This window comes from Arminella tubonensis (genome assembly GCF_003240585.1).
Classification (GTDB): domain Bacteria; phylum Pseudomonadota; class Alphaproteobacteria; order Rhizobiales; family Rhizobiaceae; genus Rhizobium; species Rhizobium tubonense.
The window spans coordinates 122,887-135,822 of the sequence record NZ_PCDP01000059.1; the positions used below are offsets into that span (position 1 = coordinate 122,887).

Below are 12,936 nucleotides of genomic sequence, written 5' to 3' on the forward strand. Positions count from 1 at the left end.
TTACTCCGCCGCTTCAACGAGGGGTGCCGGAGAGAAGTCCTCCGGAAAATGGTTCATGGCACTCAGAACGGGATAGGGCGTGAAGCCGCCCAGTGCGCATAGCGAGCCGAATTTCATTGTGTTGCAGAGATCGGCGAGCAACACCTTGTTCTTCTCGGGTTCGATCCCCTGGGCAATCTTGTCGGCAGTCTCGACGCCGCGGGTCGAGCCGATCCGGCAGGGAGTGCATTTTCCGCAGCTTTCGACAGCGCAGAATTCCATGGCGAAGCGCGCCTGCTTCAGCATGTCGGCGCTATCGTCGAAAACCACGATGCCGGCATGGCCGATAAGGCCGTCCTTGGCAGCAAAGGCTTCATAGTCGAACGGCGTGTCAAACAGCGAGCGCGGGAAATAAGCGCCGAGCGGACCGCCGACCTGTACCGCCTTGACCGGGCGGCCACTGGCTGTTCCGCCGCCGATGACATCGACGATCTCGCCGAGCGACAGACCGAAGGCTGTCTCGAACAGGCCACCATACTTAACGTTGCCGGCAATCTGCAGCGGGATCGTACCGCGCGAGCGGCCCATTCCGAAATCGCGATAATAGGCGGCGCCCTTGTCCATGATGACGGGGACCGAGGCGAGCGAAATGACGTTGTTGATGACCGTCGGGGAATTGAACAGGCCCTTGTGGGCCGGCAGCGGCGGTTTGGCACGAACGACGCCACGCTTGCCTTCGAGGCTGTTGAGCAGCGCCGTTTCCTCGCCGCAGACATAAGCGCCGGCGCCGGTGCGCACCTCCATGTCGAAGGCTTTCCCGGACCCCAGAACTGATGTGCCGAGAATGCCGACATTGCGCGCGATCTGCACCGCCGCGGTCATCGCAGCGATGGCGTGCGGATATTCCGAACGCGTATAGACGAAGCCCTTCGTCGCGCCCGTGGCAAGCCCCGCGATTGCCATGCCCTCGATCAGCACGAAGGGATCGCCCTCCATGATCATCCGGTCGGCAAAGGTGCCGCTATCGCCCTCGTCGGCATTGCAGACGATATATTTGCGCTCACCCGGCGCATCCGCAACGGTCTTCCACTTGATGCCGGTTGGAAACCCCGCGCCGCCACGGCCGCGCAGACCGGAGTCGGTGACTTCCTTGATGACATCGACCGCGGACATCTCCACCGCCCGGCGCAAGCCGTTCAGCCCACCATGCGCCTCGTAATCTTCGAGGGAGAGCGGGTCCGTTACGCCGCAGCGGGCGAAGGTCAGGCGTGTCTGTTGTTTCAGGAACGGGAGGTTTTCGACCTCCCCAAGACAGAGCGGATGAGCGGCCCCATCCAGCAAACCCACCTCGAAAAGGCCGGCGACATCAGATGCCTTGACCGGCCCATAGCCGATGCGCACGCCATTGACCTCCACCTCGACCAGCGGCTCCAGCCAGACCATGCCGCGCGACCCGTTGCGAACGATCGTCGCATCAAGCCCGCGGGCGGAAATCTCGGCAGAAATCGCCGATGCTACCTTTTCGGCGCCAAGAGCAAGGGCGGCCGCATCGCGCGGAACGAATATTCTGACGGTCATCGGCGTGCCTCCGCAACGAGTTCGCTGATGCTCTCATTGGAAAGCCGACCATGAAGTTCACCGTCCAGCATCGCCGCCGGCGCGCAGGCGCAAAGGCCGAGGCAAAATACCGGCTCCAAAGTAACGCTGCCGTCGAGCGTTGTCTGATGAAAATCGATGCCAAGCAATTGCTTGACGCGATCGGCAAGCAGGTCGCCGCCCATCGACTGGCAGGCTTCGGCGCGACAGAGCTTGAGCACATGCCTGCCCGTCGGATGGTCGCGGTAATCATGATAGAAGGTCATCACGCCATGGACTTCGGCGCGCGAAAGATTGAGCGCCTCGGCAATCAGCGGCAGCGCATCCTGCGGTACATAGCCGAACTCCTCCTGGATCCCGTGCAGGATCGGCAGGAGCGGGCCTTCCATCGATTTCATGCTGTCGATGACGGCGCCGGCTCGTGCTGCGACGTCGCTCGCGGCAATATGCAAATTCATTCAGAGCAGCCCTCCCGTGGCAGCCTTTGGAAGGAGAGCGGGCCAGGAACGAGATCGCCTCCCGATCCAGCGGAGCCGTTCTCTCTCACTTACGCCGCTAAAGTCGCAGAAATTGCCGCCTCCATCAATAAGACATACCCGTCGATCGATAGAAATCTTCTATCGACTGGCTTCGTGAGCCGCGAGAATTCTGGCTTCGTGCAGCAATGCGGAGACAAGCGGCGTATATGGCTCACGATGCGTCGCTACCAGGCCGACAAGGTGATGCACCTCAGGCTCGACGATGGGTATCAGTTGGATATCCGCTGGAAAACCAAAGGATTCAGCGATGTTTTTCGGCATGATACTCGCCCATCTCCCCGTCAGCACGTGGGAAAACAAGAGAATCATCGAATTCGATTCGAGCGACGGCTTGGCGACGGCCCCGGCTTCGGCAAGGTGTCGGTTGATGATCCGTCGGTTTTGCATATCAGCGGTCAACAGGCAAAGCCGGAGATTGCCAACCTCTTTCCAGGTGACGCTGCGGCGCTCCGACATCGGACTGCCGGCGGCGGTCACCAGATGATAGCGCTCTTCGTAGAGCGGCACGCTCGTGACACGACCGAGCGGCTCGTTTTCGAGATAGGTGATGCCGGCGTCTATCTCGAGGTTCTCCAAGAGGCTCAACACCTGCAGCGAGTTCCGCGAGACCACCGAGAAGGTCACTTCAGGATGCCGCTCCTGAAACGGTCCGGTCAGCTTCGGGATCATCGCCAATGCCGTCGGAATGGCCGCGATCCGGATGTGCCCGGCGAGGCCCTTGCGCGCCGCCTTCATCTCCTCGCGCATGGTGCGGGCGTCGCCGACAATCCGCCGCGCCCATTCGAGCACACGCTGTCCCTCCGGAGTTAGCCCCTGGAAGCGCGATCCGCGAATGACCAGCATGACCCCGAGTTGCTCTTCCAACTGACGGATGGCCGCAGACAGCGTCGGCTGCGTGACGCCGCACTCTTCCGCCGCACGGCCGAAATGCTTTTCGTTTGCCAGCGCAATGAAGAATTCCAGCTTGTCGATCATTCGGCCCTCCTGATGAGGAGAGTTAAATGCTGCAGGGAATTAGCACAAGCAACCAAGGCATCTCGCAGGTGCCAACGCCTCAGTGACTTTCACCTGTCTGCAGACGGAACACATCATGCAGCGAGGCGATCACCGCGCGAATTTCGGGATAAACAAGCCTGTAGAAGACAAGACGTCCATCCCGACGGGTCTCGACAAGCCCCTCGGATCTTAACCTCGCAAGATGCTGGGATACGACGGCCTGCTGGATACCGACAATACCTTCGATTTCCCCGACAGTCTTTTCGCGGTCAGCTAGAATACACAGAATGAGAAGTCGCATCTCGTGCGACAATGCTTTCAACAACGTGCTCGCCCGATAAGCCTTGGCAGCAATATCGCCATAGTCTTCACGCTCCAGGCGGCGCGGCGGCGTCGACAACGACATCGGGTGGTCTCCGTCAATTCATATAGGGAGATGCCTATACTACGCCGCACACTGTCTCATTGGCCAAAAACTGGACAGTACCAAAAAAGGTCTGCTACGTCAGCATATAAGCTGACCGCCGTTGACTTCGATAACCTGGCCGGTGATGTAGCCGGACAGGTTATTGGCCGCGAGGAAGAGGTAAGTGGGCGCGCAATCCTCTGCCGTGCCGAGCCGCTGCAGCGGTATACTACGCCGCGTCGCCTCGAGCTTTTCCTTTGAAGAATAGCGCTCGTGGAAATCCGTGACGATCGTTCCTGGCGACACGCAATTGACACGGATGCCGTTCGGCGCCAGCTCTCGGGCCAACGCCTTGGAATAGGTGGCAACGAAAGCCTTCGATGCAGAGTAGATGGCAGAACCGGGACTGCCGCCGGTAAGCGCCGAAATAGACACCGTATTGATAATCGCTGCCTGACCCGAGGCTTTCAGCAAAGGCAGCAACGCGCGCGTTACCTCGACCACGGATGTCTGGTTGAGCTGAACCACGCTCCGATACTGTTCGTCGGTGAGCTCGCCCGCCGGAAAGCGCCCGAGCATGGTGCCCGCATTGTTGACCAGGACATCGACCCGGTCGAACATTTCCGACGCCGCGGCGACGAATTGCCTTGTACCATCTTCCCGCGCGAAATCACCGGCGATGAGGAAGGCGCGGCGCTCGCTTTCCGCCAAAAACAGGAAATCCGGAAAATCACGGTCCTTGCTGCGACCCGTATGCACTACGACACGCGCGCCACAATCCAGGAACTGCCGCGCCACTTCCAGCCCGATCCCCCGCCCCGCGCCGGTAACGATCACGTTGCGACCTTCAAACAGTTTCGGATGGAACAAGGCAACCTCCCCAGAGCGCCGCACGCCCGCTAGGAGGCGCCAAGATCACTCTATCAGTTTGAAATGTCGCATATCTTATCCTTAAATCGAATGGGATCTAAGGAATTATGCAATAGCCGCGCAATCGACCTCCCGCCAATTGCGCTATTTTCGCTTTATCATATAGTGAAGAAAAACGAAAGAAAGGGAAGTTGCCGCCATGTTTCTCTCAGGACGGCAGTCTGAGATTCTCGAGATTGCCAAGGCGGAAGGACGCGTGCTGGTCGAAGACTTGGCGCAGCGCTTCGCCGTTACCCCGCAAACCATTCGAAAAGACCTGAACGACCTTTGCGATAGCCGGGTGCTTTCACGCGTACATGGTGGAGCGATCTTCCCGGGTGGGACTGAAAACGTCAAATACGAGGCCCGCCGTTCGATCGCTGCGACGGAAAAGCAGGCTATCGGCCGCGAGGCGGCGGCTCTGATCCCGAACAACGCATCGCTATTCATCAACATCGGCACGACGACGGAGGCCGTCGGCGAAGCGCTCCGCGATCATCAAGAGTTGATGGTGATCACCAACAATATAAACGTGGCCAATAAGTTGCGTCTTTTCCCGTCAATCGAGGTGGTCATCGCCGGCGGCGTCGTCCGTGGCTCGGATGGCGGTATCGTCGGCGAAGCGGCGGTGGATTTCATCCGACAGTTCAAGGTCGACTACGCTGTTATCGGGGCGTCCGCCATCGACGCCGACGGTGCGCTGCTCGATTTCGATTTCCGCGAGGTGAAGGTCGCGCAAGCAATCATCGCCAATGCTCGCCACGTCATCCTGGTCGCTGACAGCACCAAGTTCGAACGCACGGCGCCGGTCCGCATCGGCCACCTGTCGCAGGTGCACACGTTCATAACGGATGAATGCCCCCTGGATTCGCTGCGCCGCATCGCGGCGGACAGCAATGTGCGCTTGATAGAGGTATCCCGCTCCGCCGATTCCGACCTGCGATGATTCCACAAACTCTAATCATTCGTTTGACATTCGTATTTCTTTCGTTTTAGGTAAAATTGCTTTCGAAAAACACCTTTCCCGTTTGCAGCCAAAATCCCGGAGAATGTGATGAGCGGGCCGGTCTACGACATTTTTGTCATCGGTGGCGGGATCAACGGCTGCGGGATCGCCCGCGACGCAGTCGGTCGCGGCTATTCCGTGGCGCTGGCCGAGATGAACGACTTTGCGTCGGGAACGTCGTCGGGGGCCACAAAGCTGATCCATGGCGGCCTGCGCTATCTCGAGCACTATGAGTTCCGGCTGGTGCGCGAATCCCTGATGGAGCGCGAAGTGCTCTGGGCAATGGCGCCACACATTATCTGGCCGATGCGCTTCGTGCTGCCCTATCAGAAAGGTGGCATCCGCCCGGCCTGGCTGATCCGGCTCGGCCTGTTTCTCTATGACCACCTGGGTGGGCGCAAACTGCTGCCGCCGACCGCGACGCTCGACATGCGCAGCGATCCGGCCGGAAAGCCGTTGAAATCGATATTCGCCAAGGCGTTCGAATATTCCGACGGCTGGGTCGACGATGCTCGTATGGTAGTGCTGAACGCGCGCGATGCCGCCGACCGCGGCGCCACGATCCTGTCGCGCACCAAGGTGACGTCCGCAAGGCGCGAGGGCACCGTCTGGTCGATCGAGACCGAGGATAAAATCACCGGCGAGAAGCGCGCGTTTCAGTCGCGCATGCTGATCAATGCCGCTGGCCCCTGGGTCGATCACGTGCTGTCGGGCGCAGTCGGCAAGAACGAGGCCCATAACGTCCGCCTCGTGCAAGGCAGCCATATCGTCGTCAAAAAGAAGTTCGACGACCCGCGCGCCTTCTTCTTTCAGAATCCGGATAATCGCATCATATTCGCGATCCCCTACGAACAGGATTTCACCCTTATAGGCACCACGGACCGCGATTACGCCGGCGATCCGAAAGACGTGAAGATTTCCGAGGAGGAGACCAACTATCTCTGCGGCGCGGCATCCGAATATTTCAAGGAGCCCGTCCGTCGCGAAGATATTGTCTGGACTTATTCCGCGGTCCGTCCGCTTTTCGACGACGGCGCCTCGAAGGCACAGGAAGCGACACGCGACTATGTGCTGAAGGTGGAAGGCGGCGGCGGCCAGGCGCCACTCCTCAACGTCTTTGGCGGCAAATTGACAACCTACCGCCGACTTGGCGAGCATGCCCTCGAAAAGATCGGCGAGGCCATCGGGGTCAAAGGCAAGCCATGGACTGCGAAGAGCTCGCTTCCCGGCGGAGATTTTCCGGCGGAGGGCTACGAGACCGAGGTTGGCAAGCTGCAGTCGCGCTATCCCTTCCTTGCTGTCCCACATGCCCGAAGACTTGTGCGCCGCTATGGCACCCGGGCCGCAAAGATACTTGGCGACAGCAGGTCGGTCGAGGATCTCGGTCGCAATTTCGGAAGCGATCTTTACGAAGCCGAAGTGCAATATCTCGTCGCCGAGGAATGGGCGCGAACTGCCGCCGACATTCTCTGGCGCCGCTCCAAGAAGGGGCTTTATCTCAGCAAGGACGAAGTCCTGGCGCTGGATGAGTATCTGGCCGGCGTGCACGCCTGACGGCAAAGCCGGCATCAGCGCCCTGGCAACTTTGCGTCCGGCCCTCCGCGAACTTCGCCGAAACGATGTCACCCGAAGGCTGATTTTTTCCCATTGCGCGGCGGCAAGGCCGGTGCTAGCTTCCGCGCAATTCACAGGGGAGCTCCGTAGTGCCGGGGCTGAGATGCGGGGCGACATGCCTCCGGACCCTTCAAAGCTGATCTGGGTAATGCCAGCGGAGCGAGGTAAAGAAGTGTTCTCGGGCGCACAAGTCTCCCTATATCCGATGTCCGGCAATTTTGCCGAAATCATCCTCAATGCCGTCAAGGGCCTCGACCCCTATCGCGATGTGCTGCGCATCGAGACGGACGATATCTCCACCCTGATGGTCGGACCGCCCGATGTGCTGTTTTCAGCGATGCGCGACCTGTTCGTCATCGCCGCGAAATCGGGCGAACACTGCGTTTTGTCGGCTGCCGTATCACGCGGCTGCCCCGGCGAGCCGGACGATCCGGCTTGCGGGGCCACCCTCAGAGAAGGCGACACGTCGCCGCTTGCAGAGCGCATCGGCGCTGCCCTCGCAACCGTGCTCGCTACGCCGACGAAGGATCAGGCTGTCGCTGCTCAATTTTCGCTTTATGTGATGGGCACCGACAGCCATATGGACGAAATCTATGGCTGCATAGACTTCCTGAAGCGCTCCGGCACCTTCGACCGCTCGAAGAATTTTTGCACCAGACTGCGCGGCGATGCCGGTACCGTCTTTGCGACGCTACAGGAAGCCTTCTGCCGCTTCGGTCCGCCCGAGGGCCATGTGACGTTGGATATCACCATTTCCGCGAACAGCCCGACCAAAGCCTGATTGGAATCCGGCTATGTCACAAAGCCCCGCACCCGCGCGCCCTGCGCTTCTGACCGCGATCGTCGGCGCCTTGCCGGCGATCACAGCTGCCGTTGCATGTCTGATAGTTTGGGAACTCTACGCCGACTTCTCGGGGATTCGGCCATCGACGCTACCCGCTCCCTCGCGAGTGCTGGTGCAGGCCTGGGTCAACCGCCAGGCACTGATCGACAACAGTTGGCCGACGATCTGGGCTACGCTTTCTGGTTTTACCTGCTCGCTGGCCGTCGCTTTCATCTTTTCCGTATTGATGGATTTTGCACGGCCGGTTCGGCGCGCGCTGTTTCCGCTTTTTGTCGTCAGCCAGACATTGCCGCTGGTGGCGATAGCCCCGCTGATTGTGCTCTGGTTCGGCTTTGGCCTGTTGCCAAAGATCCTGCTTGTCGCCCTGGTTACCTTTTTCCCGATGCTGGTGGCGTTGCTGCAGGGCTACGAGGCAACGGACAAGGACATCGCCGAGCTGCTCGTCTCGATGAAGGCGCCCCGTTGGCGCATCTTTCTGGTCGCTCGCCTGCCTTCCGCCCTGCCGTATTTCTTTGCCGGCTTCCGCATATCCATCACCTACGCGGTGGTCGGTGCAATCTTCGCCGAATATGCCGGCGCTGCCAAAGGCCTTGGCATCTTCATTCTCATCGCCAAGAACAATTTCCGGCCGGATCTCGTACTTGCCGCAGTCTTCCTCAGCGCTTGCCTGACGCTCGTCCTCTTTGCCGCCGCCGTGCTGATCGGTCATCTCGCCATGCCCTGGAACCGTACTGACGAGGAGGCGACACGATGAACGGGCATCGGCTGGAACTTCGCGACGTTTCGAAATCCTTCGGGGCCATGCCCGTCCTCGGAGACGTCTCGCTCACCGTCGGCGAGGGCGAATTTGTTTCCATCGTCGGCCCGTCCGGCGCGGGCAAATCGACGATCCTTCGGTTGCTGAGCGGCAGCGAACGTGCTGATGCCGGCGAGATCTTGTTCGACGGTCACGCGCTTGGCGTCAGCGGCGCATCCTTTGCCTTCATGCCACAGCGAGATGCGCTGATGCCGTGGCGGCGGATCATCGACAATACAACGCTCGGCCTCGAGGTGAAGGGCATGAGCCGCAAAGAAGCCCATGCACGGGTGGCGCCGTTGTTCGAACCGTTCGGACTTGCGGGCTTCGAACATCATTACCCGGCTCAACTTTCCGGTGGTATGCGCCAGCGTGCCGCGCTGTTGCGCACCGTCGTGCAGGAGCAGGACATGCTGCTGCTGGACGAGCCGTTCGGCGCGCTTGACGCCTTGACGCGTACCCAGCTGCAGGAATGGCTGCAGGAAATGTGGGCGGGCCACCGCTGGACAGCACTTCTCATCACCCATGACGTCCGAGAGGCGGTCTTCCTTTCCGATCGCATCTACGTTCTGTCGCCGCGCCCGGCGAGGGTCGTTGCCGAATTCCAGGTGCCGCTGTCGCGCCCACGAAGGCTCGCCGATCTCGGCTCCGCGGCTGCCCGTGCCATCGAAACCGACATTCTCGAGAGACTTCTTCATCATCAAGCCATCTGAAAGGAACCCAGGATGCCCAATTTGACGCGCCGCCAGGCACTAGCCCTGACACTCGCCACCGCTCTGCCTCTGTCCCGCACGACCCACGCCGCACAACTTGCAAAAGTCACCATGGCACTGGAATGGACGCCGAATACCGATCACATCGGTCTCTTCGTCGCACAGGCCAAGGGGTTCTACACCGATGCGGGTCTCGACGTGCAGATCCTGCCCTTCACCGACACGGATGTCGGCACGCTGATCGCCAACGGCATTGCCGATTTTGGCATTTCCAGTCCAATCGGCACCCTCACTCAGCGCGCTGCCGGTGCGGACATCAAGCAGGTCTACGCAATCGTCCAGACGGAACTCGGTCGCCTCATTTTCAATGACGACCGCAAGGATATCCAGCGTCCGAGGGATCTCGACGGAAAGACCTACGGCGGTTTCGGAAGCGCCTGGGAGACGGCGATGATTTCCACCATGATCCGCAACGACGGAGGAGAGGGCAAGATCAACACCGTCATGCTCGGTACTTCTGCCTATGAGGCGCTTGCCAACGGCTCGATCGACTTCACGCTTGAAATCTACACCTGGGAAGGCGTCCAGGCGAAGCTGGAGAACAGGGCTGTCCGACGCTTCCGCTATGCCGACTACGGTATCCCGGACCAACAGACGATGGCGATTGCCTCAAGCGATGCCTATCTCGCAAAGAACCCCGGCACCGCAAAGGCGTTTGTCCAGGCAACCAAACGCGGCTTCGACTATTCGGTCGATCACCCCGAAGAGGCCGCCGATCTGTTGATCGCGGGATCGGGTGGTGCCCTCACCAATACGGCCCTCGTCAAGGCGTCACTAAAGGAACTGATCGACGGATATTACCTTAGAACCGCCGACGGCAAGAGCGGCCTTACCGATCCGGCCAAGTGGCAGGCTGTCGGCGACTTCGCCTTCATCAACGGCATTCTTCTTGACGGTCAGGGCGTGCCACTCAAGGAAAAGCCCGATTTCGACGCGTACTATACCAACGCCCTCCTCGGCCAAATAGGGTAACGTCGCTTGCCGCCAGTACTTCAACACTCTAACCAAGGGTCTGAAGAATTAGTGGGAGTGTGTAAATGGATCGCACGGGACGAATGGCTGGCGTGGATTTCACCCGCGCGCTGGCGTGCCTGATGGTCCTCGTCCATCACCTGGTGCTTCGGCTCAACTTCGACAAACTGTCGCCGGAGCAACTCCCGGCGTTCGAGTTTTCGCGCTTCGGAAACTACGGCGTCTCGCTGTTCTTCGTTCTCAGCGGCTTCCTGCTGGCGCGACCGTTCTGGTCGGCGCTGGACAAGGGGGCGCCGCTGCCGTCCCTGAAAATATACGCGCTGCGCCGCGCCGCGCGTATCCTTCCGGGCTATTGGGTGGCCTTGACCGTCGGTTTCGTCCTGAGCTTCGCGCTCTACAAGTTTCCGCTGAACAGCGAATTGATTGGCCGCTATCTCGCCGGCTTTTTCCTGATGAGCCAATGGCATTGGCGAACCTTCTTCCCGGTCCAGAGCGACGGACCGCTCTGGTCGATCGGGTTCGAGGTTACATGCTACGTGCTCTTGCCGATTTGCTTTTTGATGCTGTTCACTCTGCGCGCCAGGATAAAATCTGCCCTCGCCATGCGGATTGCCTGGCTCGGCGTCATCGGCTTCACCGTTGTCGCCCACTGGCTTGTCGTGAAATGCTTTCCCCTCGATGATGCCGCCCGTGGCTGGGAATTCGGATTGCAGGGCGGCGCAAAGGCATGGATGCCACGTTACAATCCGATTGGATTCTTTGCGATCTTTGCCATCGGCACGCTTGCGGCAGGCGTGCGGACAATCCTTCCGACGCGCTCGTCTCTTCTCTATGATCTGGTCGCTTTGCTGGCGCTCGTTGCCGGCGCCGCGCAGCTCAGCCTGTCGATCGGCGGTTCGGGTGAAGGCTATGGCTGGCTCAGCATCCCCTACAGGTTCCCGTGGATGCCCCTATGCGTGGCAGTCGTACTCTGCGCCCTGCCAACCTCAGTTTTCCTGGGTAGGCTTCTCGACAACCCCGTCAGCCGCTTCATCGCAACGGTGTCCTTCGGTATGTACATCTGGCAGGACATCGTCATCTCGTTGATCGTACGAATCGACCCGACCGCCTTCGGCATCGGCTCTGATGATATGCTGACCGGCTGGCTGACCTGGAGCCCGATCGCAGTTGCAATCACAATCCTTGTTGGAACGTTGAGCTATTTCGTCATCGAGCGCCCGGTCATCCATTGGGCACGCAATCTCGAAGGCACGCCGCCGACCCGCTTCGAGGCAGTTCGCCAATCTTGACTTGCGAATAAAAAGGCCGCCCTGCGAAAACCGCAAGGCGGCGGAAACGATGCCTGAACAGGGAGCCAGGCATCGGCAAGACCAGAGTAACTAGACGCGCGTGGCCTTCAGCCGGTCCTCGTCGAGAACGACGCCGAGCCCGGGTGCTTCGCCAAGATCGAGCCAACCGCGGTTATGCTTCAGCGGCGCCGCCATCGGATAATCTCGGCGTGCCTCGCTCCATTCCGGATTGTCATAGGGATACTCAAGCCAGGGCGCGTCGCCGACGCCGGCGGTCAGGTGCGCATTTGCCAGCACCCCGATCCCGTTCGTCCACGAATGCGGCGTGAACATCACGCCGGCCTCCCGCGCTTGATAGGCGAGGCGCCGGCAACCGGTAATGCCGCCGACGAGGGCGACATCCGGCTGGATGACGTCAAAGGCGCGCTCTTCGATGATATCGCGGAACTCGTAGAGTTCGCGCGTCATCTCGCCGCCGGCGATCCTGAGGTCCGTTGCGTCGCTGAGCCGCTTCATACCCTTGCGATCCGAGCGGAACAGCGGCTCTTCCATCCAGTAGATGCCGAGCTTCTCCAGTTCTCGCGCTACCGCGAGCGCATCCTTGAAGGTCCAGGGCAGCGTCGTATCCCAGGGCATCCTCCAGCCCTGATTGCAGTCGACCATCAACTCGATGCGATCCCCGACCCTTGCCCGGATGGCCTCAAGCGCCTTGACGTCGTCGCGCCAGCTATTGCGGCCACCTGACGAAGACGAGAAGCGCACCTTCAGGGCCGGAAAGCCTTCGTCAATATAGCGCTCCGCCTGTTCCGCCATCGCGGATGGCTCGCGCAGCACGCCTGATGACGCATAGAGCCGGACGCGATCGGAGCGCCCACCAAGCATCCGCCAGACCGGCTCGCCGGTTATCTTGCCTGAGAGATCCCACAGAGCCAGATCCATCGGCCAGCAGCGGCCATAATGGAAGTTGATATGCGACAGCACCTCGTAGTGCCGCTCCAGATGCCGCGGATCCTGACCGATGAACAGGTCCTCATGACCCTCGAACCCCTTCATCAGATCGCCGGAGCCGATGCCTACACGTCCCTCGTCGTCGGTCACACGCACGATGGTCGCGTCGAAATGCCGGCGCGCGCGGCCGTCCCAGCTCGCCTTGAAGGGCGGGTCGAGCGGCAGCCGATGATGGGTGATCTCGATCGAGTCGATCTTGCTCATGGTGA

General features: G+C 60.4%; 13 protein-coding genes and 1 riboswitch. Of the genes, 7 read left to right on the forward strand and 6 right to left on the reverse strand.

The window, feature by feature from the left end; translation table 11 throughout:
* The 5 genes from CPY51_RS25040 to CPY51_RS25060 form a co-directional block, all read right to left on the reverse strand.
* Positions 1–1,557: a formate dehydrogenase beta subunit gene (locus tag CPY51_RS25040; RefSeq protein ID WP_111162925.1), complete on the reverse strand. Its 1,557-nt coding sequence runs from the start codon at positions 1,555–1,557 to the stop codon at positions 1–3.
* Positions 1,554–2,033 (reverse strand): formate dehydrogenase subunit gamma, encoded by a 480-nt coding sequence (locus tag CPY51_RS25045; protein ID WP_111162926.1) that lies wholly within the window; start codon positions 2,031–2,033, stop codon positions 1,554–1,556. Before CPY51_RS25045 ends, CPY51_RS25040 begins: the two co-directional genes overlap by 4 nt.
* Positions 2,034–2,192: 159 nt before the next feature.
* Positions 2,193–3,089 carry a LysR family transcriptional regulator gene (locus CPY51_RS25050; RefSeq protein ID WP_111162927.1) on the reverse strand — a complete coding sequence of 299 codons (897 nt, stop codon included), beginning with the start codon at positions 3,087–3,089 and terminating at the stop codon, positions 2,193–2,195.
* 79 nt (positions 3,090–3,168) lie between these two features.
* A complete protein-coding gene (locus CPY51_RS25055; RefSeq protein WP_111162928.1) occupies positions 3,169–3,516 on the reverse strand; it encodes an ArsR/SmtB family transcription factor in 348 nt (115 codons plus the stop codon).
* A gap of 99 nt (positions 3,517–3,615) precedes the next feature.
* Complete coding sequence (locus CPY51_RS25060; protein ID WP_111162929.1) at positions 3,616–4,386, reverse strand: SDR family NAD(P)-dependent oxidoreductase; 771 nt, start codon at positions 4,384–4,386, stop codon at positions 3,616–3,618.
* A 199-nt stretch (positions 4,387–4,585) separates the two neighbouring features.
* Here CPY51_RS25060 and CPY51_RS25065 point away from each other — a divergent pair, with 199 nt between their 5' ends.
* The 7 genes from CPY51_RS25065 (at position 4,586) to CPY51_RS25095 (ending at position 11,719) form a co-directional block, all read left to right on the forward strand.
* Entirely contained in the window at positions 4,586–5,371 is a 786-nt protein-coding gene (locus tag CPY51_RS25065; RefSeq protein ID WP_111162930.1) for a DeoR/GlpR family DNA-binding transcription regulator, read from the forward strand.
* Between the two features lie 108 nt (positions 5,372–5,479).
* Entirely contained in the window at positions 5,480–6,985 is a 1,506-nt protein-coding gene (gene glpD / locus CPY51_RS25070) for a glycerol-3-phosphate dehydrogenase (RefSeq protein WP_111162931.1), read from the forward strand.
* A gap of 125 nt (positions 6,986–7,110) precedes the next feature.
* Positions 7,111–7,226, forward strand: a riboswitch (TPP riboswitch).
* The gene (locus CPY51_RS25075; RefSeq protein ID WP_111163222.1) at positions 7,218–7,826 is read left to right on the forward strand and encodes a YkoF family thiamine/hydroxymethylpyrimidine-binding protein; all 609 of its coding nucleotides are present in this window, start codon (positions 7,218–7,220) and stop codon (positions 7,824–7,826) included. It overlaps the preceding riboswitch by 9 nt.
* Positions 7,827–7,839: 13 nt before the next feature.
* Positions 7,840–8,643 (forward strand): ABC transporter permease, encoded by an 804-nt coding sequence (locus CPY51_RS25080; RefSeq protein ID WP_111162932.1) that lies wholly within the window; start codon positions 7,840–7,842, stop codon positions 8,641–8,643.
* Positions 8,640–9,398 (forward strand): ABC transporter ATP-binding protein, encoded by a 759-nt coding sequence (locus tag CPY51_RS25085; protein ID WP_111162933.1) that lies wholly within the window; start codon positions 8,640–8,642, stop codon positions 9,396–9,398. The genes CPY51_RS25080 and CPY51_RS25085 overlap by 4 nt, the downstream gene beginning before the upstream one ends.
* 12 nt (positions 9,399–9,410) lie before the next feature.
* Positions 9,411–10,430, forward strand: coding sequence for an ABC transporter substrate-binding protein (locus CPY51_RS25090; protein WP_111162934.1), 1,020 nt, complete (start codon positions 9,411–9,413; stop codon positions 10,428–10,430).
* A 65-nt stretch (positions 10,431–10,495) separates the two neighbouring features.
* Positions 10,496–11,719 (forward strand): acyltransferase family protein, encoded by a 1,224-nt coding sequence (locus CPY51_RS25095; protein WP_111162935.1) that lies wholly within the window; start codon positions 10,496–10,498, stop codon positions 11,717–11,719.
* A gap of 90 nt (positions 11,720–11,809) precedes the next feature.
* On the opposite strand, the gene CPY51_RS25100 is transcribed toward CPY51_RS25095, so the two are convergent.
* Positions 11,810–12,931, reverse strand: a complete 1,122-nt coding sequence (locus CPY51_RS25100) for a mandelate racemase/muconate lactonizing enzyme family protein (protein WP_111162936.1) — start codon at positions 12,929–12,931, stop codon at positions 11,810–11,812.
* Positions 12,932–12,936: the final 5 nt, after the last annotated feature.

Excerpts from the sequence above, each read along its gene's own strand:
- CPY51_RS25040 (WP_111162925.1), bottom strand. The coding sequence starts at position 1,557 with ATGACCGTCAGAATATTCGTTCCGCGCGATGCGGCCGCCCTTGCTCTT.
- CPY51_RS25045 (WP_111162926.1), bottom strand. The coding sequence starts at position 2,033 with ATGAATTTGCATATTGCCGCGAGCGACGTCGCAGCACGAGCCGGCGCC.
- CPY51_RS25050 (WP_111162927.1), bottom strand. The coding sequence starts at position 3,089 with ATGATCGACAAGCTGGAATTCTTCATTGCGCTGGCAAACGAAAAGCAT.
- CPY51_RS25055 (WP_111162928.1), bottom strand. The coding sequence starts at position 3,516 with ATGTCGTTGTCGACGCCGCCGCGCCGCCTGGAGCGTGAAGACTATGGC.
- CPY51_RS25065 (WP_111162930.1), top strand. The coding sequence starts at position 4,586 with ATGTTTCTCTCAGGACGGCAGTCTGAGATTCTCGAGATTGCCAAGGCG.
- glpD (WP_111162931.1), top strand. The coding sequence starts at position 5,480 with ATGAGCGGGCCGGTCTACGACATTTTTGTCATCGGTGGCGGGATCAAC.
- CPY51_RS25080 (WP_111162932.1), top strand. The coding sequence starts at position 7,840 with ATGTCACAAAGCCCCGCACCCGCGCGCCCTGCGCTTCTGACCGCGATC.
- CPY51_RS25085 (WP_111162933.1), top strand. The coding sequence starts at position 8,640 with ATGAACGGGCATCGGCTGGAACTTCGCGACGTTTCGAAATCCTTCGGG.
- CPY51_RS25090 (WP_111162934.1), top strand. The coding sequence starts at position 9,411 with ATGCCCAATTTGACGCGCCGCCAGGCACTAGCCCTGACACTCGCCACC.
- CPY51_RS25095 (WP_111162935.1), top strand. The coding sequence starts at position 10,496 with ATGGATCGCACGGGACGAATGGCTGGCGTGGATTTCACCCGCGCGCTG.
- CPY51_RS25100 (WP_111162936.1), bottom strand. The coding sequence starts at position 12,931 with ATGAGCAAGATCGACTCGATCGAGATCACCCATCATCGGCTGCCGCTC.